General features: G+C 54.8%; 25 protein-coding genes and 4 tRNA genes. 15 read left to right on the plus strand and 14 right to left on the minus strand.

All coding sequences use genetic code 11. The features are described 5' to 3' along the window. Nucleotides 1–118 precede the first annotated feature (118 nt). The 4 genes from GFN93_RS11690 to GFN93_RS11705 all read left to right on the plus strand — a co-directional run bounded on the left by GFN93_RS11690 (nucleotide 119) and on the right by GFN93_RS11705 (nucleotide 2,438). Nucleotides 119–838 (plus strand): hypothetical protein, encoded by a 720-nt coding sequence (locus GFN93_RS11690; protein ID WP_153501255.1) that lies wholly within the window; start codon nucleotides 119–121, stop codon nucleotides 836–838. 86 nt (nucleotides 839–924) lie between these two features. Next, a tRNA-Ser gene (locus GFN93_RS11695) sits at nucleotides 925–1,012 on the plus strand. Between the two features lie 147 nt (nucleotides 1,013–1,159). Then, nucleotides 1,160–1,393 (plus strand): hypothetical protein, encoded by a 234-nt coding sequence (locus tag GFN93_RS11700; protein ID WP_153501256.1) that lies wholly within the window; start codon nucleotides 1,160–1,162, stop codon nucleotides 1,391–1,393. A 520-nt stretch (nucleotides 1,394–1,913) separates the two neighbouring features. Beyond that, complete coding sequence (locus tag GFN93_RS11705) at nucleotides 1,914–2,438, plus strand: hypothetical protein (protein ID WP_153501257.1); 525 nt, start codon at nucleotides 1,914–1,916, stop codon at nucleotides 2,436–2,438. 49 nt (nucleotides 2,439–2,487) lie between these two features. Here the strand turns inward: GFN93_RS11705 and GFN93_RS11710 are convergent, their stop codons facing one another. From GFN93_RS11710 to GFN93_RS11780, 14 genes are all read right to left on the minus strand, one after another. Beyond that, nucleotides 2,488–2,715: a hypothetical protein gene (locus GFN93_RS11710; RefSeq protein WP_153501258.1), complete on the minus strand. Its 228-nt coding sequence runs from the start codon at nucleotides 2,713–2,715 to the stop codon at nucleotides 2,488–2,490. Nucleotides 2,716–2,718: 3 nt separating this feature from the next. Next, nucleotides 2,719–3,036 (minus strand): phage terminase small subunit P27 family, encoded by a 318-nt coding sequence (locus GFN93_RS11715; RefSeq protein WP_153501259.1) that lies wholly within the window; start codon nucleotides 3,034–3,036, stop codon nucleotides 2,719–2,721. A gap of 67 nt (nucleotides 3,037–3,103) precedes the next feature. After that, nucleotides 3,104–3,661, minus strand: coding sequence for an HK97 family phage prohead protease (locus GFN93_RS11720; RefSeq protein ID WP_153501260.1), 558 nt, complete (start codon nucleotides 3,659–3,661; stop codon nucleotides 3,104–3,106). Between the two features lie 97 nt (nucleotides 3,662–3,758). Then, the gene (locus GFN93_RS11725) at nucleotides 3,759–3,953 is read right to left on the minus strand and encodes a hypothetical protein (protein ID WP_153501261.1); all 195 of its coding nucleotides are present in this window, start codon (nucleotides 3,951–3,953) and stop codon (nucleotides 3,759–3,761) included. Continuing rightward, a complete protein-coding gene (locus GFN93_RS11730) occupies nucleotides 3,953–5,026 on the minus strand; it encodes a hypothetical protein (RefSeq protein ID WP_153501262.1) in 1,074 nt (357 codons plus the stop codon). Before GFN93_RS11730 ends, GFN93_RS11725 begins: the two co-directional genes overlap by 1 nt. 1,398 nt (nucleotides 5,027–6,424) lie before the next feature. Further along, on the minus strand, nucleotides 6,425–6,787 hold the full coding sequence (locus GFN93_RS11735) for a hypothetical protein (protein WP_153501263.1): 363 nt from the start codon (nucleotides 6,785–6,787) through the stop codon (nucleotides 6,425–6,427). Continuing rightward, a complete protein-coding gene (locus GFN93_RS11740; protein WP_153501264.1) occupies nucleotides 6,777–6,995 on the minus strand; it encodes a hypothetical protein in 219 nt (72 codons plus the stop codon). The genes GFN93_RS11735 and GFN93_RS11740 overlap by 11 nt, the downstream gene beginning before the upstream one ends. Before the next feature lie 269 nt (nucleotides 6,996–7,264). After that, nucleotides 7,265–7,888: a hypothetical protein gene (locus GFN93_RS11750; RefSeq protein ID WP_153501266.1), complete on the minus strand. Its 624-nt coding sequence runs from the start codon at nucleotides 7,886–7,888 to the stop codon at nucleotides 7,265–7,267. A 43-nt stretch (nucleotides 7,889–7,931) separates the two neighbouring features. Then, entirely contained in the window at nucleotides 7,932–8,267 is a 336-nt protein-coding gene (locus tag GFN93_RS11755) for a hypothetical protein (protein WP_153501267.1), read from the minus strand. Beyond that, nucleotides 8,264–8,557: a hypothetical protein gene (locus tag GFN93_RS11760; protein WP_153501268.1), complete on the minus strand. Its 294-nt coding sequence runs from the start codon at nucleotides 8,555–8,557 to the stop codon at nucleotides 8,264–8,266. Before GFN93_RS11760 ends, GFN93_RS11755 begins: the two co-directional genes overlap by 4 nt. 83 nt (nucleotides 8,558–8,640) lie before the next feature. After that, nucleotides 8,641–9,882 (minus strand): tyrosine-type recombinase/integrase, encoded by a 1,242-nt coding sequence (locus tag GFN93_RS11765; protein ID WP_153501269.1) that lies wholly within the window; start codon nucleotides 9,880–9,882, stop codon nucleotides 8,641–8,643. Nucleotides 9,883–10,193: 311 nt separating this feature from the next. Then, entirely contained in the window at nucleotides 10,194–11,207 is a 1,014-nt protein-coding gene (locus GFN93_RS11770; protein WP_153501270.1) for an ArsA family ATPase, read from the minus strand. Beyond that, nucleotides 11,207–11,476: a cory-CC-star protein gene (locus tag GFN93_RS11775; protein ID WP_153501271.1), complete on the minus strand. Its 270-nt coding sequence runs from the start codon at nucleotides 11,474–11,476 to the stop codon at nucleotides 11,207–11,209. Before GFN93_RS11775 ends, GFN93_RS11770 begins: the two co-directional genes overlap by 1 nt. Continuing rightward, complete coding sequence (locus tag GFN93_RS11780; RefSeq protein ID WP_153501272.1) at nucleotides 11,476–13,149, minus strand: carbon starvation CstA family protein; 1,674 nt, start codon at nucleotides 13,147–13,149, stop codon at nucleotides 11,476–11,478. The genes GFN93_RS11775 and GFN93_RS11780 overlap by 1 nt, the downstream gene beginning before the upstream one ends. Nucleotides 13,150–13,367: 218 nt before the next feature. Between GFN93_RS11780 and uvrY the strand changes: the two genes are divergently transcribed. The 11 genes from uvrY (at nucleotide 13,368) to GFN93_RS11835 (ending at nucleotide 24,001) form a co-directional block, all read left to right on the plus strand. Continuing rightward, nucleotides 13,368–14,024, plus strand: coding sequence for a UvrY/SirA/GacA family response regulator transcription factor (gene uvrY / locus GFN93_RS11785; RefSeq protein WP_153501273.1), 657 nt, complete (start codon nucleotides 13,368–13,370; stop codon nucleotides 14,022–14,024). Nucleotides 14,025–14,095: 71 nt separating this feature from the next. Further along, entirely contained in the window at nucleotides 14,096–15,919 is a 1,824-nt protein-coding gene (gene uvrC, locus GFN93_RS11790; protein ID WP_153501274.1) for an excinuclease ABC subunit UvrC, read from the plus strand. 96 nt (nucleotides 15,920–16,015) lie between these two features. After that, the gene (gene pgsA / locus GFN93_RS11795) at nucleotides 16,016–16,621 is read left to right on the plus strand and encodes a CDP-diacylglycerol--glycerol-3-phosphate 3-phosphatidyltransferase (RefSeq protein ID WP_153501275.1); all 606 of its coding nucleotides are present in this window, start codon (nucleotides 16,016–16,018) and stop codon (nucleotides 16,619–16,621) included. 103 nt (nucleotides 16,622–16,724) lie between these two features. Then, nucleotides 16,725–16,800, plus strand: a tRNA-Gly gene (locus tag GFN93_RS11800). A gap of 53 nt (nucleotides 16,801–16,853) precedes the next feature. Next, nucleotides 16,854–16,927, plus strand: a tRNA-Cys gene (locus GFN93_RS11805). Nucleotides 16,928–16,949: 22 nt separating this feature from the next. Continuing rightward, nucleotides 16,950–17,035: transfer RNA gene (locus tag GFN93_RS11810), tRNA-Leu, on the plus strand. A 189-nt stretch (nucleotides 17,036–17,224) separates the two neighbouring features. Beyond that, nucleotides 17,225–20,899, plus strand: a complete 3,675-nt coding sequence (locus GFN93_RS11815; protein ID WP_153501276.1) for a response regulator — start codon at nucleotides 17,225–17,227, stop codon at nucleotides 20,897–20,899. 16 nt (nucleotides 20,900–20,915) lie between these two features. Next, entirely contained in the window at nucleotides 20,916–21,776 is an 861-nt protein-coding gene (locus tag GFN93_RS11820) for a CheR family methyltransferase (protein ID WP_153501277.1), read from the plus strand. Nucleotides 21,777–21,796: 20 nt separating this feature from the next. Beyond that, nucleotides 21,797–22,279, plus strand: coding sequence for a response regulator (locus GFN93_RS11825; protein ID WP_153501278.1), 483 nt, complete (start codon nucleotides 21,797–21,799; stop codon nucleotides 22,277–22,279). Between the two features lie 8 nt (nucleotides 22,280–22,287). Further along, nucleotides 22,288–22,860 (plus strand): chemotaxis protein CheB, encoded by a 573-nt coding sequence (locus tag GFN93_RS11830; protein ID WP_235901810.1) that lies wholly within the window; start codon nucleotides 22,288–22,290, stop codon nucleotides 22,858–22,860. 4 nt (nucleotides 22,861–22,864) lie between these two features. Beyond that, nucleotides 22,865–24,001 carry a response regulator gene (locus GFN93_RS11835; RefSeq protein ID WP_153501279.1) on the plus strand — a complete coding sequence of 379 codons (1,137 nt, stop codon included), beginning with the start codon at nucleotides 22,865–22,867 and terminating at the stop codon, nucleotides 23,999–24,001. Nucleotides 24,002–24,003: the final 2 nt, after the last annotated feature.

Genomic DNA, 24,003 nt, shown 5'->3' on the forward strand with positions numbered 1-24,003 from the left:
CGCAGTACTGAAAATCAAGGGAAACCGGGTTATCTAAGCCCCTGTTTTTTATAGTGGTAATGGGTTTTTGCACAAGAATGGCAAAATCCTCTCTTTGTGAACCGAATCTCGGGATTAAGTGCCGAAATTTCATACTATATTCGTAGTTTGGGGGAGGTTCGGAATTATTATGACAACACTATCTATTGCACCCCGTGAAGAGCAGATTGAGCTTCAGGGTGTACCGGGAGCCATAGACCAGGCCCAACTCATCGCAGTGCCGGATGAGAGCGATCGTAAAGTGGAAATGGTGTTTGCGCCAAAGTCAGGTGGGGCCTGCAGCCTTTCTCTATTCAACGGCCGATTTGTTGAGTATCGCCGCGTGGCGAAGCGCAAAGGGGCTGCTGCCGTATTCAATCTTGCCTTTGTTGATCCCAAACCTGTTCATGATGTGCACAGGGCATGGCCTGAGTGGGCCATCGCTGGCCTGGGCATTGTCGCGATGGGAGCCGGTGCCTATCTTCAAATCTGGCCTGTCACCGCTGCCGGGGCGATCTGGATGGCCGTTTTCAGCATCCTGGCACGTCGCAAGCAGCGCAATCGGTGGATTTTCTTTAGTCGCCACGGTCGTATCGCACTCTTTGAGCTCAATCAGTCCAGAGTGGACAGCGAGCGAATCCAGAAACTGATCGGCATACTCGCCAAGCGGGGGCAGCTTGCCTGGAGCAACCTTCCTCCAGGGAAGGAAAGGCTCGCAATCGAGATCGCGGAACATCGCAGACTGATGGCCAGTGGTAATATCAGCAAAGCGCGTTACGAGCGGGCAAAGCGGCGAATTTTTGGCCGATACAAAAGTTAATCCGTTATTCATGATCAAGTTTCCACCAGATAGGGTGCCGGATCGTTGACTGCCAAACCGGCTCATGTATTATTGCTGGCCAGTCAGGAGGGGTGGCAGAGTGGCCGAATGCACCGGTCTTGAAAACCGGCGACGGGAGACCGTCCGTGGGTTCAAATCCCACCCCCTCCGCCAAATCGTGAAGGAAATCAATCGGTTAGATGGTGATTTCCGCATTAGGTATCAAAATACCTACCAAACAAGAAACGGTACCTTCGGGTGCCGTTTTTTGCTTATTGGACTGCCAATTGATATAAACCCCAAGTAAAAGAGGGGGTCGTTATGTGGGCAGATCTTTTCGCAAAACTATTAGCGGCACCTTTTATAGCCGGTTCCGGCTTTCTTTTGGTTGGTTGGCTACTGATTTTCGGCTATGTGATGGCAAAAGTCTTGGTGGGGATGCCTATCAAGTGGCTTTCCGGTGATTTTCGTGCCGGAGACTTGCTGCCTTTTTTCCTTTGCCTTCTATTATTCGGCAGCCATGTCTATCCAATCATTGAACAGATGATTGAGTAATAGCAATCTCTCGCACAAAAAACCGCCACGACTTACAGATCCGCAACGGCTCCATTGCTATCGTTCTCTTGTCCGGTGCCGCGATATGGGGATGATGGCAGCGACTATCAGTTAGCGACTACACGCCGGGTACCATTCCAATGCGTAACCTCATCATTGTCGATAATGACTGGTTTCCAATAATAGGCACCGCTATGTATATTCTGAGGTTGAATCTAAGTCAGGGGAAGCTTGTGTACCTGAGAATCTTTCTCGTAGCTTTAACTTTGGTGATCGCCGCATGTGACTCCGGCTCTAGCAATGGAGGCGGCAGCCCCTCAAGCGGTGGCGGTACTTCGTCAGGCGGAGGCGGAGATGCTGGCGGCTCCAGTGGAGGCACAGATCCCGAAGCCGAAATAGCGCGCTACGACTCGGCAACCACTCACGATTACGAAACTAACTATGACTCGGCCACATGGGTTGAGGAGAAAAAGAGCGGCGACCTTGGCAGCTCAACATTCCAATAAAGGAGGGGGATGACATGAAACAATTTGGAGTATTTCTTTTAGCTTTACTAGGAGTTACTCAGGCGCAAGCTGCAGAGCTGACTACATTCCAGGCTGGCGACCCGATTTACGCTAGTGAATTGAACGGAAACTTTCAGGAGCTTGAGGCTCGTATCAACGCATTGACCGCTAATGTTAGCCACTCGGAGCAAGGCCTCGCTGGTGAACCTTTTAACTACTTTCTGCCGGACAATGGTGCCGGCGGCTATTTCACGCTTGAAACTGGATATGACTATTACATCACGGATGCTATCTGGCCTCTTGGCGTTATGTCGGAAAGCTCATGTAATGGAGCGCTCATTGCGAAAGTACGGACCGCGGCACAAATTATTCTAGAGGTGCCCGCGCGTGGAGGTGGAGCCACATGTGGTCACATCGGTGATGCTGTCTCTCTACAAACACCAATCGTTATTAAAAATGGTGAGCCTGTTGGTGCGGTTGATTCCCGAAGCAGAGGTGTTCGAATCATCGGCTACAGAGTCCCTATCTCCACGCCCTAATCCAGAACCAAAAATTGTATGCCGTATAGCTGTTTACATTAGGGTAAAGCTAGTTGGGTACGCCTAAGAGCACCAGGGCAAATGGCCGGTTTGTCTCCCCCTCCGCGGGGATGCTCTGCAGGCTATCCAGAAAGGCCCTGCCATGCAGATCCCACAGGCGCTTGGCCTCAGCGTCCCCAACCTGATTCCAGCCACTACCCACCATGAACAGGGCGCGAATTTGCGGCGTCAGGCCGTGGCTACGGTTTCGGCTTACTCTGCGTCTTGTGGTTCCCATGGTTCAGACTCCTGCAGGGCGCCCAGGGCCATCCCGCAGGGGCTCCAGGTCTAGGTTCAGTTGCTTTAGGGCTGCCAGCATCTGGGCGCGTGAATCACGCTCTACAGACAGCAATGGATGGGGTTTGGGCTGCTCAAAGCGGTCTTTGATAACCGCTCCATCAGTGGAAATAGCTGCCTGGCACTCCCTCATGCGGCAGAAAGCCTCCAGGCCGGTCTGCAGCAGCAACAGGCCTGCATCATCGTCTATGCCGTACTCCTTAACGATGCGGCGCCACCATTGGCGGCCTTCATCTGTCAGGTGGCTGGGTGCTTTTTTCAAAGGGAACACTCCTTTTGATTAGAAAAAGGTTGGGAGGGCGGTCTTTTAGGCGGTCCAGGCAAACTTTTCAGATGCCCCCCCGCCGTTTCATGCGCTCCAGGCGCCGCTGCTCTCTCGGGGATACGGTGCGCTGTGTCGCCTTGCGCTCCCTGTTGTCTGCATCCATCGACTTCACAGCTTCAAAGATGGCGTCAGCATTGGCCGGCACTGTGACAAGCGATAGCTCAATGATTTCGTACCGGTTGAAACGCCAGCCACCACCAGGGCGTGACTCTGTGTAATCTGGATCCGGGATGAATCCAATGGATACGGCAGTTACCAGCTTCTCCCTAATGCTTTGCCATGCTTCATCCACTCGGGCCTGTAGGCTGCCTGACTCCTTGATAGAGGGCAGTGTGGCAACAAATGGGATGCCTGCCTCAGTGGGGCGGCTGAAGGTCACAGAGCCAACAGGGGCGTCATGCTTGTGCTGCCAGAGCAAAGGGGTTGGGTTTCTGAATACCGCGCCTGATGGCTCCACAATGTCCCCATGGCGGTCTGGTGCTGGAGTGGTGGCCATGCCTCGGATAACGCGCCGCTCTTCATCAACGGCTGTGCGGGTCAGGATGGAATACGCTCTTTCCATGGTCGTTCCTCAATAGGTTGGCCCCGTACCCGTTGGAGAATAACTATCCGGTGGCGCCTCACCAGACAGACACGGGCTAGGTACGGGGCCAAAACGGTCACTTGCCGATCAATTTGCCCAGCAGGCCTTTCTTGTCGCCGGACAGGTCAATATCCGGGTAGGCCTCCTGAATAATCAGATCCAGAATCACGGCAATCCGGGCACAGTTTTCAATGGTGGCGTCCAGTTTGGGGCTCAGGCCCAGCTTTGCCATTGACTCCAGTTGCTGCTCGGTGGGTTTGAAATAGGCCATTACGCTACCTCCACGATGGCTTCAGGTTCTGCATGGAAACGGAAACGGCGCTCAGTCATCACGCCCACAAGGCCGGCTTGCCACAGGCTGACCAGCTCGCCGGAATCGGTCGGGGATTCCGCCAGCTCTACGCTGGCATGGCTGGCTTGCTTCAGGGTCAGGCCGCCATTGGCGACAGCGATGCGATCACAGGCAAAGCCCATCATTTGTGGGCTGCTTGAGTCTGGCTCAATGACCGGCACCACATGAACACCAGGGATATACTCACCGCCGTTGATGCTCATCCCGTTTTGGGACGCCATGGCCAGGGCCCGGCATTTCTCGCCAGTAGTGGCAATGACGTAGTTTGTTGAGTTGGGTAGGGCGGCCAGCAGACTGCCAAGGTCGGCCACCGGGTCGCTGGTGGCAGTGACGGTGCTGGCTGGGGTGGATGTGGTCAGGATGGCTTCATTGCTGCCACCGACAACGGCGTTTCGTAACTCGCTCTCAAAAAGTCGGCGCCCTGCAGCCCCCGTTGCCATGGCCAGCTCTTTTGTAACTGCACACATTCCGGCAACTTTTACTTCAGGCACACCAGAGCGGTTCAGTGTCTGTGTAACAAGCGGTTTGGTCTGGCCTTCAGCCAGATTGGTGGCGATTCCGCCTGATGCGGCCACTACTGCAGACAGGTCTTCAGGAATCTCCTTGCCGAAGGCCAACAGGCTGCCCAGCAGGTCCACGTTCCTGATGGAGCTCAGGTAAAACTCGGCAATACGCTTGCCATCTTCCTCCCCCCAAATACTGGTCAAAGATTGATTAGCGTTGCGCTCCAAAAGCCGCTCAAATCCGGGCCTAGAATGGGAAAATGTCTTGTTCTCACTGTCCATGAATGGCTTTAGCGCGTGGCTAAGGGCGCCTTTGTGTTCAGTCATGATACGGGCCAGGTCAACAAAACCACGCTGGCTCAGCTCGAAGTGCTCCCGGATGGCCTCGCCGTAGGCCTTTCGTTCGGCTCGAGTCCAGTGCATCAACGCATGGTCGGCGCCGTATTCGTAGGTATCTTTGGACGGTGAAAGCAGGTCATCAATATCCATCGTTCAGTCTCTCTAGGTGAGTGCAGTTGATGGTTTTATGGTCGCCAAACAATGAGGGCAGGTCTTGAGCCGTTAAGGGCCTTTTAGGGCCTTTCACCTACTAGCGATCCAGTTGGCAATGTCTCTCAGTGCATAGCTGACACGTCCGCCAGTTGGCCCAGGTAGTCGGTAAAACTTCGGGCCGTCCTGGGGATGGGTGGGGCTGCGAGCGTTCTTCAAAGTTCGAGGGCTTACACCCAGCAGCTTTGCTGCATCCTCCGGGGCTAGGCGCTCATCCAGCGTCATGGGAATTCCTTCGGACTGTGCCGCCTCTAGTAACTTGCTGATTAGGGCCTGCAGGTAAACGGGGTCGATTTCCCTTGTCATCACGCAGCCTCCCGGGTCTTTCTCTCTACCATGCGGTAAAGGCTTTGCCGAAGGCTTCCCGGAAGGCTTTCGGTAAGGGGATCCGCATTGTGTCCGCATCGCTTCGGACAGTTTGCGGACATGGTGCAGATCGAATGTGGATTAAGTGAGCCCCGGAGAATGCTCAGGGAAATACCCATTGATTCCCGGTGAAGCAATGGGGAAGCACCTGGGTGCTGACAATGCTCAGTGCGGACTAAGTGACGACTGCAGTGAGAGTTCACTGAGGGTTCAGTGAACATTCGCTGAAACGCTCGGGATATATCGCGATTAATCGTGAGGCGTACCAGAGTGATACCAGAAACCCAGTTCTGATTTGGGTTATTTCTGGGTTCCAGTTTGATAACGGTGAGGTAACGCTCAGCTAACGCTGACACCGTTAGCGATGCAAATTGGCCCGCCCGCTGTTTTGGCCCTTGGATAGGGTTTGGTCTGGTGGTGGTTATGTAGGAGTGGTTCATATTTGATACCTGTGAACCGTGAAAATGCCCTCCAGAGGTATCAGATTTGATACCTGTGGCACCTTCAAATGACTCCAATGGTCTAAATTTGATACCTGTGGAGTGGTTAGAGGTATCAAAATTGAACCGGTAGAAATCGAAATGTAAAAAGCTCATTGGGCTTTCTCCCAATCATTTGTTGGCGCTCGGTTCCGCCAGCAGGGCATCCAAGTAAGCCGCCAGGTTCTGGTTTTGGATTCGGTCCTGGAGCAAAAAACGCTCGGTTCTACCATCACGATAAAGCCGGCATTCTCTAGCTCTCTAAAGGCCTTCATGGCGGTTGCCCGGGCACACGGGATCTCGCTTTCTGCTTGCCTGACTCCGAAGCCTATAGGGCCGTTTGGTGTCCAGTGGCGATGCATCAGCATGAGCAATGCCTTTGCCTGGCATGACAGTCCGAGAAACCTTTTCGATGTCAGCAAGCGCCGCTGAATGGCCACAACGCCGCCCACCTTGTCAAAGGGAAGGGCACTTTTGCCGCTCATGTGAGCCCTCAGCCTTGTTGCTCGGATTTCAGTAGCAGGGCCTCAGCAAGATCCCTGGACAGCTCCCTGAGTCGATAGAGGCCGGTCCTGCAGGTTCTGCCGTCTCTGTCTGGTTTCCGGTCCTCCAGCGTGTCTATCTGAAGCCCGCGACGGCGAAGGGTGGCAACAAGCTCAGGGCCATTTCTGCAGCCTGCCAGGCGCTCTACGTCCAGAGGGGATATGTCCCGGGTCAGTAGCAGGCTGACAGCTCGAAACTGGCGTTTGGAAAGCGGCCGCAACCCGGTATGATTGAGGAGTCGCTTGCTCTGGCGATGATTCTGGCCCTCGTGCTCGGTGGCAGCCGGCACGGGGGCTTTCCGTTTATCGGTCATCGGGATCCCCTCCAATTTCTGGCAGCAGCCGCTTCAGCAGGTCGGCGCTTGTTTCTGTGCGAAGGGCAATCACATCAATGGCGCGGGATCTGTCCAGCCAGTGCTTTAGTTTCCGGGACAGGTTCATGGCTTCCGTAATATCTTTTACGGATGATTCTGAGCTCAGGCTGGCCACATCTTCGTGGTGCAGGAAGTCGGGGTAGTTCATGCTTGGGCCTCCTGAGCTGATTCCCAAGATTCAAGGTCGACCAGTTTCCAGCGAGTGCAACCAGGAGAAAGCTTTACTGGCTTGGGCGCATGACCTTCTCGAACCCATCTCCACCAAGTGGCACGGGAGACTTCGTAGCGGTCTGCGGTTTGCTTATCTGAGAGGTATTTCATCTGTCTGTGCCTGTATGTTTGCGAGTGACACAGATATGAAACCGTTGAGGAAGGAATAGAGGAGGAGTTGGAAAGCTCCCTGTTTAGGGGGAGTTATTACCCCCTCATGGATTCTCTGATGGCGCGGACGGCTTTTCTGGCTTCCTTGGGATCATCAGGGCCTGGCAGAGAGCTAACGCCTGCAGCTTGGAGAATTTCTGCTGCTTGGGCTGCCGCCTCTGTGACTTTCATACCGGTGCCCTCCAGGAGGCCGGCCACATTTGAAAGCAGGATGTGTTCAAGGTTGCTGGGGCGTCGTCCTTTGTTTGACGGCCACTGTTCAACCCGTCTCTGCGACCGCTTTAGAAGCAACAAATAGGTTTGTAGTTGCTGTTCAATGGGGTACACAAACCCCTCGAAGTAACCCTTTCCAGTAAGGTAAAGGTCTTCGCTAATATAGGCTTTGACCGGTTCTGGCGTCATGCCAAGATGAGTTAGAAGGTCGGCTACTAGTTTTTGTGTTTTCTCTGAATGCTTAAGTGTTTCCTCTTTAGTCGGGGCAGTGTCCCTGTAGCTTGACCAATCACGATACTCACCCAGCAATCGCTGGATCTGGCATAACAATTCCTCTCCATGCGGGAGTCCTAGTATCTTCTTCTTGGCTCGCGGTGAGATGGATTCATCAACCCAGCCGCCTGTATGCTGTTTAGGAATTTTTCTAGGCATGTCCAGTTCTCCCACGGCCAACTCCATGACAGAGTTGGCCGTATCCGCTATTTCCTGCCTACTGGTTTCCGTGTGCCTGTGCCCGGTACTCGGCGCCTAGGCCAACATTCTTGAGGCAATGAACCACGTCACTCACCTCACGGATGAACCAGCCCAGGGCCTGTATCTCGTCAGCATCCATTGGCAGCTCACTGGTGGTGCTTGCTGCCATTAACTTGCCAACCACCTGAATACCGAGCTCCAGGGCATCGCCGGTTTCTTCGCTTGCTTGGGCAATGCGACGTAGCTGCTCTGATTGCTCGCTGGAGAGGGGCAGTTTTCCGCCATCGGGACCGCATACAGGTGCAATGGTGTCCAGGTCCTTCAGTAGTTCGCCAAATGATGGAGTGCTCATGAGTGTTCTCCTACGGTTGGAGTCTTGCGCTTTGCGCTTTGATAGCTGGGGGGCATGAACCAGTCCTCAGCACCTCCCGCAATGTCAGGGGAGCCGGTGGTGTGGGTAAGGCCAAGATCGGCAAGCCACCCGATACGCTCCGCCATTGTTGAGTATATGTAGGCGTACCCTCTGGCCGCGTCCTCTGGATTGCAATTCAGGTCCACCAGACCAGTGCTCAAAGCGTTGGCCATAGTCCCGATTTGCTCCAGGATTTCATTTACCAGCGTGATAGTATTTTCATCAGCCATGATTTCACCTCTGCGTTAGGTGGTTTTGTGGTTAGGGCCTGCTGGTAGGGCTAATACCAGTGGGCCCGGTTTGCCTGATGCCATCAGGCACGGTCAACTTGCTCTTTTGAGTTTGCGAATGCTGCCCATTCCGCCATTAGCTGGCGTCGCTTGTCGATAAGCTCAGACCGGGCATAGGCGGCGCGTGTGGCATCACTGTTAACGTGAGCCAGGGCCAGTTCTGATACCTCGTCTGCATAGCTGGTTTGCTCTCGTGCCCAATCCTTGAAAGTAGAGCGGAAGCCGTGGGCGGTAGCTTTTATGTCCATGCGCTTCAGTAGAGCGGTTAGCGCCACGTCAGAAAATTTGCCGCCACGGGGAGCGGTGAAGATGAAATCACTGCCCTCAAAGCGGGGGATCTCTCGCAGAATCTCTACGGCATCAGGGCAAAGCGGCACCTTGTGCGGTTTGCCTGCCTTCATCCTGTCCGCAGGAATCGTCCAGACGGCAGCATCTAGGTCAATTTCATCCCAAGTCGCGCCGCGAACCTCTCCAGAGCGGGCAGCCGTGAGGATGGCGAACTCAAGGGCGCGTGCTGATACTGCAGGGCGTTGGCGTAGTTCAGCCATGAAGCTAGGCAGCTCTGCATAGGGCAGGGCAGTGAAGTGCTTGGCCTTCTTGATTTTGGATGGCTTGCCCAAGGCAAGGTCTACATTGTCTTTAAGCCGTGCCGGGTTTTCGCCGGTACGGAATCCCGAAACGGTGGCCCATGCCAGCACCTTTTCAATACGGCCACGGACACGGCCAGCGGTTTCTGTCTTGGTGTGCCAGATAGGCTCCAGCACCTGGACAATATGTGGAAGCTCAATCTCTGAAACGGCCATTTTCCCAATGACAGGGCTGGCGTAGGTCGAGAGCGTGTTTGTCCACTGCTGGATATGTTTTGGGTTCTTGAACTCTCGGGACTTCACGGCGAGGAATTGCCGGGCAGCATCATCAAAGGTCAGGGTTTTGAACTGTTCAGCAATAAGTGACTGCCGGGCGGCTTGCCGCTGCTCAATAGGGTCAATGCCGCTCTCTATCTGCTCTCGGCAATCGCGTGCTTTCTCCCTTGCCCCTGCTAGGGACACATCAGGGAAGCCGCCTAGGCCGATGCTTCTACGCTTCCCTCCTACAGTGGTCCGGTAAATCCAGGACTTTGCACCGGTCGGGGTGACTTGCATGAGCAGGCCGGCCACGCCGCCAACGGGGTGCAGCGCATTGTATGCCTTGCCGGTGGTCTTGCTAACTGAATGAGTCAGCCGCTTAACCTCTGTGGCGGTCAATTCCCTGGCTTTCTTTGGCATGAATGGCCCGTTTCGTTTGTTCGGCTTCGCCAGTTTGTCAGATGCAGGATTTTAACTTTCCAGCGTATCTAACTACCTATCAATAGATATGTAATGGGATGATATTGGTTAAGACGGGAAAAGACAAGGAATGCAGATATAATGCGGGTTTGAGTGGGTTAATGATATTGATTGAAACGGCATAAAGTTAGGCGGAGAAAGACACCCCCTCCGCCAAACAAAAAGCCCGCGCTCAAAGAGTGCGGGCTTTTTTTATGGGCATTGATTCACTGCAGGACAGGGCTGGCGCTGTAAAGCTTCCGTTTCTTTACTCAACCGAGCAGACGGGAAAAGTCACGGATCGCATCCAGCCCCTGAACATCGTCTTCCTGCAATGGAATGCTCAGCATTGCTAATGCATGAAAACGGTCTTTAATTTCATCAAGATGACGTTGCTGTGTCATCACGCGTGCCGCAAAAAATGCGCCATCCACCTTCGTGGGCAGCACCCGGTTGATAATGATACCTGCCACTGGAATACCTGAATCGTTGAGGCTGTCCACGGCTCTGCCGGTTTCCAGAATGGGCAGCTTTTCCGGCGTCATGACAAAGATGAACGCAGTTTTATCAGCGTCGGAAAGTACCCGGCGCGCCCTGTGGAAGAGCCGCTGGCGTGCCAGCAAGGTATCCGCAATCTGACGACTGCGTGGGTCGAGATCTCGGTTGGCGTGTTCCACCGGGTCTTGTAACGGGCTATCCAGATCCTTCCCGGGGCTCAGGTGATCGAGCACCTTGCCGAGCTGCTGGGCCTTGTGATTATGCTTGAGGAGGCCGCTGGTCCAGGCGGCCATGATCTCGGGCAGGCTGAGTAACCGCAATGTGTGGCCAGTCGGTGCGGTGTCGAAGATCACCAGATCATAATCGTTACTGGTTTCGTCGATGATTCGGGAAATGCGCTCGAGCAGGGCGGCTTCCTGGGCACCAGGAGACTGACGACTCAGGCGTAACTGTTTCTCGAGTTCCTTGAATTGATCCGGTCCGGCAAAGCGGCGCATCTGCGCGCTGACGTTTTCCAGATACCGATCCACCTCTTCATCAGGATCCAGTTCCAGCGCAAAAAGGTTGGGTGCCATGCAGCGGATACGGTTGCCAATCGGGCTGGCGAAGGCGTCGCCAAGGCTGTGGGCTGGATCCGTAGACACCAGCAACACTTTGCGACCGGCATCCGCTGCCCGGCAGGCAATGGCCGCAGCGGAAGTGGTTTTCCCGACCCCCCCTTTGCCTCCCACCATCAGCAAAGAGCGATGGCGGATCAAATCATCGATATTCAGTTCTGAGGAGGCCATCAGCAGCAACGAAAGTGATCGAGGGGGGAGCGCTCCATGCCCATGCGGGTGTGCCAGTCGTGGAAGCGATCCATCAACAAGGGTTGCAGTTCCAGAGTGCTCCAGGCGGCAGGGTTGGGAATCCCCATCATTTCCGAGAACACAAGCAGCATGAACAGGTCTTCCTCGTCACGCTTGGCGCGAGCGATGGCCGCACGGTAGGGCGCGTTGTAATACTGGGTGCCCAGCTCATTGAGCCGACGCAATGCCCCGATAATGCGGCCAGCCATCAGGTTTGCTCCGCAGGTTCAGCAAACGCTTTTTTCAGGGCTGCTGCACACTCCAGCGTCACCAGCAGTGCAGCAACCAGCACGACGATATCCAGCCCAAGCAGGAACCAGTCCTGTTTGTCATAGAAGCTTTTGAGCTGCAGTAGCAGGGCCATCAGCGTCATGATCAGCAGGAACGCAAGCGGGCCGAGAGTGTAAATAGCCGGGCGGCCACGCCGTACCAGCATGATGGTGATGACCAGCAAGGTCAGGCCGGCCAAAAGCTGATTGGTGGTACCGAACAACGGCCAGATCAACAGGCCACCGCTGCCATCCGCCCCACCGGCACCGAAGGCAAGCAGCAGGCAGCTGATCACTGAGAGTAGCGTGGCGGGCAGGGGACGCGTCAGCCATTTTTGCTGATAGATATCGCCCCACTCCTGGAAAATATAACGCTGAAGACGCAGCCCGGTGTCCATGGTGGTGCCCGCGAAAAGAGCCGCCATCACGGTGAGCAGGGTTGCAGCGACACCGACCTCCATGCCCAGCCCGCCGGCCAGAATGGCTGCGCCGCCATCAACAAAGGCGGTCAGGCTGCCCTTGCCAAAGGCGGTGTAGACCGCCTGCCAATCTGCCAGCGTCGCAAAGCCGGCAGTAGCGGCAATAATCGCTGCCAGCGCCAAGGAGCCCTCACCAATGGCGCCAAAATAACCCACGAAGCGGGCATCCGTTTCCTTGTCCAGCTGTTTGGAGCTGGTGCCCGAGGCGACAAGACCATGGAAGCCTGAGATGGCACCACAGGCAATCGTTACGAACAGCAAGGGCAGAAGTGAAGGGGTGCCAGGAGGCACGTCCACATTGATCATCGGCGCCACAACCATAGGGTTGCCGATCAGTACGGCACCGTAAAGCAGGATCAGGCCGACAAACAACTGCAAGCCATTTATGTAGTCGCGCGGTTGTAACAGCATCCACACCGGTAGCAGCGACGCGATAGCGGCGTAAGCGAACAACAGCAGAATCCAGCTGGCGCTGGCAGAAAGCCCCATCACTTGATCAGGAAGTGCAACGGGGACTTGCGGGCCGATGTAGATCAGGGAGTAAAGCGCAATAACACCGGCAATGGACACAATCCCCAGGCCAATCACTCGACGATAGATCAGCTGCCCAATGACAAGGGCAACAGCAATAGCCCCCCACACTGGAACGACAGCCCCCGGGTTGTTGATCAGTAGCTTGGCGATAACCACCCCAAATACAGCGTTAACCATCAACAGGACCAGGAATATAACAATCATGAAGATCGTGCGTGCTCGATGGCCGACCACTTCACCGGTGAGGGCGCCAACGGACTTGGCGCGGTTCCGGACACTGGCCCAGAGCGCACCACTGTCATGAACACCGGCAAAAAAGATGGTGCCAAGCACCACCCAGATGAAGGCAGGCAGCCAGCCCCAGATCACAGCGATGGCCGGGCCTACGATGGGGGCAGCCCCTGCGACGGAGGTGAAGTGGTGCCCCCAGAGCACATAACGGTTCGTGGGGACGAAGTCCACGCCATCCTCAAATTCGTGGGCCGGGGTGCGAAAATCAGGGTCTAGTTTGAAGATGCGGTTGGCGATAAACCGGGAGTAGAATAAATAACCGGCAGCCATGCCACCAAGCCCCAGCAGGAGCAGAACGATTGCGCTCATGGGAGTTACCCTTGGGTCATTTCCTGTTGGTTTTGTTGCAAAGAGTTAGTCTCTCATGCCTGACTCGAAGGTCTACACGACCTAAGGCTAATATACAGTCTGTATCGGTGACAGCCATCAATCTTTGCCTAAAATGTCCTATGAAACAGAAAGGGTAGTGAGTATGGTTTCCGCTTCTTCACGCTAGGCGGGTAATGGAACTACCCGGAGGTAAGAGCATGATCAAAGTATTGGTAGTGGACGACCATGATCTGGTCAGAACCGGCATCGCGAGGATGCTGGACGAGGTCGATGGTATCAAGGTGGTCGGGCAAGCCAGTTCCGGGGAAGAGGCCATTCAGTTGACCCGTGACAACTCCCCTGATGTGGTGCTCATGGACATCAAGATGCCTGGCATCGGGGGGCTCGAAGCCACTCGCAAATTGCTGCGTGTAGATGATGGCCTGCGTGTGATTGCGGTCACCATGTGTGAAGAAGAACCGTTTCCATCCCGTCTCATGAAAGCGGGAGCCGCGGGTTACATGACCAAGGGGGCGGACCTGGATGAAATGGTGCGCGCCATCAAGATTGTGACCACCGGGCAGCGCTACATCAGCCCCGAAATAGCCCAGGCCATGGCGTTAAAGCCCTATGTTGGCGAAGAAGCCAGCCTGCTGGACATGCTCTCCGAGCGCGAACTGCAGATCATGATGATGATCGTCAATTGCCACAAGGTTCAGGATGTGGCCGACAAACTGTGTTTGTCTCCCAAGACAGTCAACACCTATCGATATCGTATCTTCGACAAGCTGGGAGTATCCAGTGACGTGGAAATGGCCTTGTTGGCCGTGCGTCACGGAATGCTGGATGCAGTGGAGCAAAGCCTGCCCGGCTAAAGAAGTCTCGCCATTGAGGAAATGTCTCTGTCAGCGCTGATATACTTGGCGGCCTGAAGCGGAGACTTTCCTTGTCTGAGTTCGACCCGAAACACTTCCTTGATCATTGCGCCCGCAAGCCCGGCGTCTATCGCATGCTGAATGCAGAAGGTGATGTTCTGTATGTGGGCAAGGCGAGAAACCTCCAGGCGCGGCTGAGCAGTTATTTCCAGAAGAATGTAGCCAGCGTCAAAACCCGAGCGCTGGTAGCGCGTATTGCCGATGTGCAAACCACGGTGACAGGCAGCGAGGCTGAAGCTCTGCTGCTTGAGCAATCGCTGATCAAGAGCTTGCGCCCGCCTTACAACATTCTTCTTCGTGATGACAAAAGTTATCCGTATATACGCATTACCACGTCAGACACGTTCCCACGGATTACCTTCCACCGCGGAACCCGGCGTAAGGGCAGTCATTATTTTGGCCCCTATCCCAGTGGCGGAGCCGTACGTGAAGCGGTTTCTCTGGTGGAGAAGGTGTTCCAGGTCCGCAATTGCAGCGATAGCTACTTCCGCAACCGTACGCGCCCCTGCCTGCAGCACCAGATTCAACGGTGCACCGCGCCCTGTGTTGGCCTGACAAGCCCGGAGGAGTATGCCCAGCAAGTGAAATTGGCAATGGACTTTCTTGATGGTCGCAGCCGCGATGTGGTGGAGCATCTCAGCCTCAAGATGGAGGAGGCGTCCCGGAACCTGGCGTTTGAAGAGGCCGCCGTGCTGCGCGACAAGCTAGCCGCCATACAGGCAGTTCAGCAGAAGCAGTATGCGGAAACCGGGCAGGGGGACCTTGATGTAGTGGCAGTGGAGGCCCGGCATGGTCTGGCGGTGGTGGATGTCCTGATGATCCGCGGTGGGCGTATTCTTGGTCACCGGACTTTTCGACCGGATACTCGGGGCGAGGAGGATCTCGCAGAAATCCTCGAGGCCTTTGTTGGTCAGTACTACCTTGGGGACCGGGAAGACCCGGTCAATCCTCCCGAAATTCTGCTCAGTCATGAGATTGCCGGCGCTGAGCCTCTTGAGCAGGCCCTCGCCACCCATTGGGGCAAGAAAGTGCGCGTGGCCTGGCGGGTAAGGGGCGACCGGGCTGCCTGGGTGACAATGGCACGCACCAACGCGACCCAATCCCTGGCGACGGAGCTCGCTGCTCGAGAGCACATGGAAAAGCGCTTCCTTGCGCTGGAAAGCCTGCTGGAAAGTGACCGGCCGCTCCGCTGGATCGAATGTTTTGATATCAGTCATACACAGGGCGAAAAAGCGGTGGCTTCCTGTGTGGTCTTTGACCAGCAGGGTGCTCGCAAGCCGGATTATCGCTACTTCAATGTCAATCCTGAGCAGGCAGGTGATGACTACGCATCCCTCGAAGAAGCCATACGCCGTCGCTACCAGCGTGTGCTGAACGAGGAGGGTCGACTTCCGGATCTGTTGCTTATTGACGGCGGAAAAGGGCAGCTTCAGCGAGGTTGGGAGGTAATGGGGGAGCTGGGTCTGCAGGGACGCATGCTGGCGATGGGGATCGGCAAGGGACCAAGCAGGAGGCCGGGTTTCGAGGTCCTGTATCTGCCTGATGGACGGGAATTCACCCCTGGCCCTTCACATTCTGCGCTGCACCTGTTGCAACAGGTGAGGGATGAGGCACATCGTTTTGCGCTCACCGGGCATCGAGCTCGACGCGGAAAGGCGCGCAAGACTTCCTCGCTGGATGAGATACCCGGCATTGGGCCAAAGCGTCGCAAGGCGCTGCTCACTCACTTTGGTGGCCTGAAGCAGCTAAAGAACGCGTCTGTGGCTGAATTGGCAAGGGTGCCAGGGATTAACGCCCAGATGGCACAAACGCTCTACGACTGGTTCCACAACTGAGTTTGCCCATCTGATGGTGCCCTGACAAAAAATCGCCCATGAGTCTGTGGACGGTTTTCGCTATACTGCCACCTTAATCACAGAGCGGTAGGTGTTATGCAGAAGAATCACCCGGTACTGAATTTGCCCAATATCCTGACTTTGATTCGAGTTGTGGCGATTCCTGTACTGGTTCTTGTCTTTTATCTGCCGTTCAAATGGAGCGACCTGTGCGCAGCCGGACTTTTTCTGGCGGCGGGCATCACTGACTGGCTGGATGGGTATCTGGCACGCAAGCTCAACCAGACCAGCCCATTTGGCGCATTCCTTGATCCTGTGGCCGACAAGCTGATTGTTGCGGTGGCTCTGGTGATGTTGGTGCAAGTGCATGCCAATGCCTGGCTCGCGGTACCTGCCATGGTGATCGTTTCCCGCGAAATCACGGTTTCTGCGCTGCGAGAGTGGATGGCTGAGCTGGGGCAGCGCGCCAAGGTGGCAGTCAGTCAGCTGGGCAAGATCAAAACGGTTACCCAAATGACGGCGATCACCTTGTTGCTGGCACAGAAGCCAGACTTCGACATGGCAGGGGATATGATGATGACCCCGTGGCTGTGGCTGAGCTACGGGCTCCTGTATTTGGCCACCGCGCTTACATTGTGGTCGATGATGTCCTATCTGCGTGCAGCAGCGCCGCAATTGCTCAAAAGTCAGTCAAAGTCCTGAAATATCAGAAAAAATAGCGGATTGCGGGTTGACACCCTGAGGGTGATGAGTAGAATCCTTTCCCGCAACGAAGCACAGTTTGAACGTCGCTTCTGGCAACAATGCGGGAATAGCTCAGTTGGTAGAGCACGACCTTGCCAAGGTCGGGGTCGCGAGTTCGAATCTCGTTTCCCGCTCCAGATTCCAGAAAAACCTCGGCAACTCCGAGGTTTTTTGTTGTTAGCAGTTTAAAGGCGCGGTGGCAGAGTGGTTATGCAGCGGACTGCAACTCCGTGTACGCCGGTTCGATTCCGACCCGCGCCTCCAATTACCAACCCGCACGGTCACCGCCCGGGTGGCGAAATTGGTAGACGCAACGGACTTAAAATCCGTTGACCTTTGGTCGTGCGGGTTCAAGTCCCGCCCCGGGCACCAATAAATCCTTCCTTCTGTCGACTTTCCTAGTCCAATAGTCAATAAAATCAATAGGATGGTAAATCCTGTTAAGGCTGTTTATTGCCGTTGTCCCTGCCTTTCTGTTAGCCTCACACTTTAGTCTTAGTCTTAGTCTCGTAATACGGGACATCAGAACAATAAGGCCGTGATGGCACGAGGGGCAACAGAATGAACTGGTTTCAGAACCTGTCTGTCAGGTTGAAGATTCTGTCTGTGGCAGGACTGGGTATTGCGCTTTTTGTGGTTTACGCGGCCTACAGCTGGTACATCGCTGAAACGAACATCCAACACCTTGAACGCATTGAGGATCAGGACTTCCCGGTTCTGGAGCTGGTGAATGCGAACAATGTGGACTTCATTGCGATTGGCGAGTCTTTCATTGCGGCCATCACCCAGGCAGACCCCGATTTGCTGCAGGAAGCCCTGGATCGTGCAGACAAGTTCGAGCAACGCCTCGAAGACATCAGCCGCAAAGATCCCGAGCTTGCGGAGAGCGTAGGGGAGCTGAAAGACAGCTTTGGCGATTACATCAACGCGGCAAATACACTGGCTCGTGGCCTGATCAATGATTCCAGTGGTAACGACGACCTCTACACTCGCGTCACTCACGTGCGCGAGCTGCAGAGCAACTATGAACAGGCCCAAAAGGCGTTCGAGACCCAACGCTATGAGGCCTTCAGGGAGTCGCTTTACAAGAGTCGAGACGACAATGAGGGCACTCAAAAAATCGGCCTTTTCCTCGGGCTGGTTGCCTTCTCAGCGCTGGCGCTGATCGCCTTGCGGGTTACCCGCGCCATTACCTTGCCCCTCGAGGGTGCTGTAACCGCCGCCGACAACATAGCCGACGGCAAGTGGGATACCACGATCGAGGTCACCGGTCGTGACGAAACCGGCAAACTGCTGCATGCCATCAGAAAAATGCGCGATGCGTTGGTGGCCCGGTACAAGGAAGATCGTCGCCAGGAAACCATCAAGAATCATCTCGCTGAGCTCAATAACCGGATGCGCGGTGAAATGACCTACGAGCAGCTTGGCAATAACATGCTGAGCTTCCTCGTGCCGGTACTGGAGGCCCAGGTAGGCGCCTTCTACAGCTACAACCCGGAGACACAGCGCCTGTCGTTGAGCAGCTCTTATGCCATGCAGCGTCGCAAGCATCTGGGTAATGACTTCGGTCTTGGTGAGTCGCTGGTAGGTCAGTGTGCCCTGGAGCGCAAGACCATTCTTCTTGAGCAGGTACCTGAAGGGTATATCAGCATCAGCTCCGGCACGGGGGCTGGTGAGGCCCGCAACGTGGTGGTCATGCCTGTTATTCATGAAGAAGAGCTGAAAGGGGTGCTGGAGATCGGCGCCTTCCGTCAGTTCACTGATGATGATCTGGCCTTCCTTGATCAGTCGTCCGAGGTGATCGCTATCTCTGTTAATAGCGCCGTGAGTCGCATGCGTCTCGCGGAAATGCTTGAGCAGACACGCAACCAGGCGATTGAGCTGGAGAAACAGAAAGAAGAAATGGCTCAGGTTAACGATGACCTGGAAGAGCAGGCCATGGAGCTGTCAGCCTCCGAATCGCGCCTCCAGCAGCAGCAGGAGGAGCTAAAAGCCATTAATGAAGAGCTGGAGTCCCAGACCCAGGCTCTGCGCGCTTCTGAAGAAAGCCTTCAGGCACAACAGGAAGAACTGCGCGTCACCAACGAAGAGCTGGAAGCCCAGGCGCGGCTGCTCACCGAGCAGAAGTCTGAAATGGCGCAGAAGAACGACGAGCTGGAGCTTCTCCATCACGAGCTGGAAGAAAAACTGCGTGAGCTCGAATTGTCGTCTAAATACAAGTCAGAATTCCTTTCTACCATGAGCCACGAGCTGCGTACGCCGCTCAATTCCATCCTTATCCTGTCCAACGCTCTGGGACAGAACAAGAAAGGCAACCTGAATGAGAAACAGGTTGAACATGCTCAGGTTATCCACTCTGCGGGCTCGGATCTGCTCAGCCTGATTAACGACATTCTCGATATCTCGAAGATCGAAGAAGGCAAGATGGATGTGGTCATTGATGACCTGTCACCCACAGAGCTTGGCGAACACTTCCGTCGCCACTTCTCCCATGTGGCCGAGAACCGCGGGCTCGATTTCCACGTTAACGTCGAAGAAGGCGTCCCGGAGCATTTCTATACTGATCGACAGCGCCTTGAGCAGATCATCAAGAACCTGCTTTCCAATGCCCTCAAATTCACAGAGCAGGGGTCTGTGACCCTCAGCATAGCCAGGCCAGACGCCTCGGATCCATTGCCGAAGCAGCTCAATCCGGGCAATGCGGTGAAACTGTCGGTCACTGATACCGGGGCCGGCATCCCGGCCGAGAAGCAGAAGCTCATTTTTGAAGCCTTCCAGCAGGCAGACGGCACCACCAGCCGCAAATACGGCGGCACGGGTCTGGGCTTGACCATCTCCCGTGAGCTGGCCCGTCTACTTGGGGGTGAAATTGGCCTGCACAGTGATGGCGAAGGGCAGGGGTCTACCTTTACCTTATACCTCCCGGAGGGGACTGCTGATTCAGTAGAGGTTCTGGAACAGGCCGGCATGGGGGAAGCGGATATTGGCTTCAATGCAGAGGCGCATACCGCTGCCATGGTGCAGGATAAGCCCGGGGAAGATGACTTCGTTGTCCGTGAGAAGACCGTTCTGATCGTCGAAGACGATGAGGAGTTTGGCGGCGTCCTGCTGGAACTGGCGGCTGACTACGGTCTGGAGGGGCACATTTGCCACGATGGTGAAGCCGGTCTTGAATATGCCAGCCACTACCGCCCCAGTGCGATCATCCTTGATATTGGCTTGCCGGGGATTGATGGCTGGGAAGTCATGGAAAAGCTCAAGGCAGATCCGCGTACCAAGGATATCCCGGTTCACTTCCTGTCGGGCCGTGACGAACGCAAGAAGGCCCTGGAGCTTGGCGCGATCGACCTCCTGACCAAGCCAGTCAACCAGGAAGACATCCTGTCTGCCTTCGCCAAGATTGAAGGGGCTATCGAGACCAATGTTCGTCGCCTGCTGGTAGTAGAAGACAGTGAAATCCAACACGAAAGCATCCGCGAACTGTTTGATCAGAAAGGAGTGGAAATCACCGCGGCCACCAGCGGTCAGGAAGCACTTGAAGCACTCCGCTCCACGGTCTTCGACTGCATGATTCTCGATCTGACCTTGCCTGACATGAGCGGCTTCGAACTACTGGAGCTGATCCACAACAGCAAAGACTATGACAGCGTTCCCGTGGTGATCTACACCGGCAAGGATTTGACCCGTGACGAGGAGGCAAAGCTTCGCAAGTACGCTGACCGAATCATTCTCAAGACGGAAAGATCCCACGAGCGTTTGCTCAATGAGGCGTCTCTGTTCCTGCATTGGCTGGAGTCGACACTGCCAGGCAGTCGTCAAACCGCTCAGAAGGAAACGTCCATCGAGCATCGTGATGACATTTTCGAGGGTAAGCAGCTGCTTTTGGTTGACGACGACATGCGTAATATTTATGCGCTGTCCGCTCAGCTGGAAGAGCTGGGTTTTGAAATCACCATCGCCAATAATGGCAAGGAAGCACTGACCGCCCTTGATGAAAACCCGAACATGGATATCGTCCTGATGGACATCATGATGCCGGAAATGGATGGCTACGAAGCCATGGGCCTTATCCGCGAACAGGGCCGCTTCAAGAAGCTGCCCATGTTGGCACTGACCGCCAAGGCCATGAAGGACGACAGGGCCAAGTGTATCGAAGCCGGAGCTAATGATTACTGCTCCAAACCCATTGATATGGCCAAACTGACATCACTGCTGCGCGTCTGGCTGCATAAATAAGAGCCCGGAGAAGCTAATGGCGGAGTCATTTCCGATAGATGATGATGAAATCGATGTGGAAGACATCGAGATCCGCTTGCTTCTGGAAGCGATCTTCCAGATGTACGGGTATGACTTCCGGTCGTACAGCAAGGCATCCATTCGCCGGCGCATCATGCACCGGTTAGGCATGTCGGGTTTCTCCACGATTATGGAGATGACCGACAAGGTGCTTCGTGATCGCCGTTTTTTCGTGACGTTACTCAATGATCTCACCGTCAACGTCACTGAAATGTACCGTGATCCGGAGTTCTACAGAGCCTTCCGCGATGAAGTCATACCTGTGCTCAAGACCTATCCATTTATCAAGATCTGGCATGCAGGGTGCTCAACCGGCGAAGAAATCTATTCCATGGCCATTCTTCTTGAAGAGGAAGGCCTGTACGATCGTGCCATGATTTATGCCACTGACATCGACAAGAATGTCCTGGCCGCCGCCAAGAAGGGCATCTATTCCATTGAGGCGGTGAAACAGTACGGTGACAATTATCGCCGTGCCGGGGGGCGTCACTCCCTCTCTGACTATTTCACGGCAAGGTATGACAGCGTGATCATGGATCAGCGGCTGAAGCGCAATATCGTTTTTGCGGATCATGACCTGGCCACTGATCAGGTATTTGGCGAGATGCACGTTATTCTTTGCCGGAATGTGCTTATTTATTTCGACAGGGCTCTTCAGGAGCGTGTTATTCGACTGTTTGTTGATAGCCTGGATATGGGTGGTTACCTGTGTCTTGGCACCAAGGAAAGTTTGAAATTCACAGGTCAGGAAGAGGCCTTTGACATGATTAACCCGTCGCTGAGAATCTTCCGAAAGCGACAGATTCGTCACTCCTGACGATTGAGTAGAGAATTTTAATGATTGAGCAGAAGCTGCTGTTAGTCGACGATCAACCTGCGAATCTGGTGTCCCTTGAGGCGGTACTGGAAGGCGAGGGGCGCACGCTGATCAAGGCTCATTCCGGGCAGGAAGCACTGAAGGTATTGCTCAAGGAAGATATCGCCCTTGTGCTCTTGGATGTACAGATGCCCGGCATGGACGGCTTTGAAGTAGCGGAGTTGATGCGTCAACGCAAAGATACCCAGACCATCCCGATTATTTTTGTTACCGCCATCAGTAAGGAAAAAAAGTACGTATTCAAAGGTTATCAGGCAGGGGCTGTTGACTATCTGTTCAAACCTCTGGATCCACTGATCCTGAAAAGCAAAGTAGATTTCTTCCTCGGGCTAGACCGCCAACGCCGCGAATTGCAGGAAAAGCTCAGAGAGGCACAGGCACATCGCGCCGCCTATGAAGCCGGAAAGGCAAGCCGTGACGGAGGTGATGGCAAAGACAAGTGAGGGAATGCATGGGGCCAGTGAAGGCTGTTGTTATGGGCGCATCCTGGGGCGGGCTGAACGCCTACACCCAGATTCTTGCTGCCTTGCCGGCTAATTTCCCGGCGGCAATTCTACTGGTTCAACACCAGCATCCCAGCTCGGAGAATCGTCTTCCCTGGTTGTTGGGACGTTATTGCAGCCTTCCGGTCATTGCACCGGAAGACAAAGAGCCCATACTTCCCGGCCACGTCTATGTGGCTCCACCCGGTTATCACATGTTGGTTGATCAGGGTGAAAGAGTAGCTTTTTCCGTTGCACGCCCTGTACATTATTCACGGCCTTCCGTGGATGAGTTGTTTTTTTCAGCAGGCGTGGTTTACGGCGACCGTTTGGCCGCGGTGATTCTTACCGGGGCCAATGACGATGGCGCAGCAGGCATAGAATATATTCACCGGCGAGGAGGCTTCACAATTGCGCAGTCTCCAGTAAGTTCGGAAGCACCAGCAATGCCCGAGGCGGCAATAAGAACAGGTGCAGTTTCCGAGGTGCTTGATCTGGAACAGATCGGCCCTTATTTGGCGGAAAGGTTGCAGGGTAGTTAATGCAATGAAGCAGAATATTCTGGTTGTGGACGACCATAAGGAAAACCTGATTGCGCTTGAAGCAATTCTGGAAGGGGATAGTCGCAACCTTGTAATGGCCCAGTCCGGCAATGAAGCGCTTAATCTTGCGCTCAAACATGACTTTGCGCTGGCACTGCTGGATGTCCAGATGCCGGACATGGACGGTTTTGAAGTCGCAGAATTGATGCGACAAAACAAGAAGACCCGCAACATCCCGATCATCTTTGTTACTGCCATATCGAAAGAACAGAAATATGTTTTCCGTGGCTATGAATGTGGCGCTGTGGACTATCTGTTCAAACCCATCGATCAAAAAATCCTTGAAGCCAAGGTGAACGTCTTCCTGGAGCTGGACATGCAGCGACGCAAGTTGCAGAAAGCCGTAGTCCAGATGAAACGCCTCAAAGACGAGAATGAGCGCCTTCTACACGCCTTGGGGGAGGCCCTGATAGGGGCCAATGCCCGGGGGCAGATCACGTTTTGCAATGAGGCGGCTTGCGCCTTGATCAACCGTGACCGCGACAATCTTGTCGGTCAGGATATCTCTGCCTTGCTCTTTAATGATGACACCGGAAAGCAGCGTTGGCAGTGGAAGGATAATCCCGTGCGCCTTGCCTGTGAGCGAGGGGAGGGCTGGAAGAACGAGCATCCGCTCTATGCGGACGATGGCAATGGCCTGGTTTCCCTGTCACTTCGGGCCAACGCCATTACCGATGACGATGGCGATTTCACCGGCGTAGTCCTGGTGGTACGTCAGGCCGACGATGAAAATGAAGTTCGCGACAGCCGCAAGGATCATCGCCGTCACCCCCGCAAGAAGCTGTTTCGTGAAATGGTGGTGTTTGATCGCAGCACCGGTGGTAATGTGGGGCGCTTGATGAATATCAGCGTGGACGGCTTCAAGCTTTTCGCCCGGCGAGACATTCCGCCTGGGGAGCGACTGCACATGGGAATGGTACTCCCGGACCAGATCGCAGGTGTTAATACTATCAGTTTTGATGCAAAGTCCATCTGGTGTGAAAATCTAGACGCTCCCGGTGAGTTCCAGGTGGGATTCCAGTTTGTGGATCTCAATGGCATGACCCGGAAAGTGATCGAAGACCTGATGGAAAAATACTGAAC

Source organism: Alcanivorax sediminis, assembly GCF_009601165.1.
GTDB classification, from domain to species: domain Bacteria; phylum Pseudomonadota; class Gammaproteobacteria; order Pseudomonadales; family Alcanivoracaceae; genus Alcanivorax; species Alcanivorax sediminis.

Coding starts and splice junctions, on each gene's coding strand:
- GFN93_RS11700 (WP_153501256.1), top strand. CDS start 1,160: ATGTGGGCAGATCTTTTCGCAAAACTATTAGCGGCACCTTTTATAGCC.
- GFN93_RS11705 (WP_153501257.1), top strand. CDS start 1,914: ATGAAACAATTTGGAGTATTTCTTTTAGCTTTACTAGGAGTTACTCAG.
- GFN93_RS11710 (WP_153501258.1), bottom strand. CDS start 2,715: ATGGGAACCACAAGACGCAGAGTAAGCCGAAACCGTAGCCACGGCCTG.
- GFN93_RS11720 (WP_153501260.1), bottom strand. CDS start 3,661: ATGGAAAGAGCGTATTCCATCCTGACCCGCACAGCCGTTGATGAAGAG.
- GFN93_RS11725 (WP_153501261.1), bottom strand. CDS start 3,953: ATGGCCTATTTCAAACCCACCGAGCAGCAACTGGAGTCAATGGCAAAG.
- GFN93_RS11730 (WP_153501262.1), bottom strand. CDS start 5,026: ATGGATATTGATGACCTGCTTTCACCGTCCAAAGATACCTACGAATAC.
- GFN93_RS11735 (WP_153501263.1), bottom strand. CDS start 6,787: ATGACCGATAAACGGAAAGCCCCCGTGCCGGCTGCCACCGAGCACGAG.
- GFN93_RS11740 (WP_153501264.1), bottom strand. CDS start 6,995: ATGAACTACCCCGACTTCCTGCACCACGAAGATGTGGCCAGCCTGAGC.
- GFN93_RS11755 (WP_153501267.1), bottom strand. CDS start 8,267: ATGAGCACTCCATCATTTGGCGAACTACTGAAGGACCTGGACACCATT.
- GFN93_RS11760 (WP_153501268.1), bottom strand. CDS start 8,557: ATGGCTGATGAAAATACTATCACGCTGGTAAATGAAATCCTGGAGCAA.
- GFN93_RS11765 (WP_153501269.1), bottom strand. CDS start 9,882: ATGCCAAAGAAAGCCAGGGAATTGACCGCCACAGAGGTTAAGCGGCTG.
- GFN93_RS11770 (WP_153501270.1), bottom strand. CDS start 11,207: ATGGCCTCCTCAGAACTGAATATCGATGATTTGATCCGCCATCGCTCT.
- GFN93_RS11775 (WP_153501271.1), bottom strand. CDS start 11,476: ATGGCTGGCCGCATTATCGGGGCATTGCGTCGGCTCAATGAGCTGGGC.
- GFN93_RS11780 (WP_153501272.1), bottom strand. CDS start 13,149: ATGAGCGCAATCGTTCTGCTCCTGCTGGGGCTTGGTGGCATGGCTGCC.
- uvrY (WP_153501273.1), top strand. CDS start 13,368: ATGATCAAAGTATTGGTAGTGGACGACCATGATCTGGTCAGAACCGGC.
- pgsA (WP_153501275.1), top strand. CDS start 16,016: ATGCAGAAGAATCACCCGGTACTGAATTTGCCCAATATCCTGACTTTG.
- GFN93_RS11815 (WP_153501276.1), top strand. CDS start 17,225: ATGAACTGGTTTCAGAACCTGTCTGTCAGGTTGAAGATTCTGTCTGTG.
- GFN93_RS11820 (WP_153501277.1), top strand. CDS start 20,916: ATGGCGGAGTCATTTCCGATAGATGATGATGAAATCGATGTGGAAGAC.
- GFN93_RS11825 (WP_153501278.1), top strand. CDS start 21,797: ATGATTGAGCAGAAGCTGCTGTTAGTCGACGATCAACCTGCGAATCTG.
- GFN93_RS11830 (WP_235901810.1), top strand. CDS start 22,288: ATGGGGCCAGTGAAGGCTGTTGTTATGGGCGCATCCTGGGGCGGGCTG.
- GFN93_RS11835 (WP_153501279.1), top strand. CDS start 22,865: ATGAAGCAGAATATTCTGGTTGTGGACGACCATAAGGAAAACCTGATT.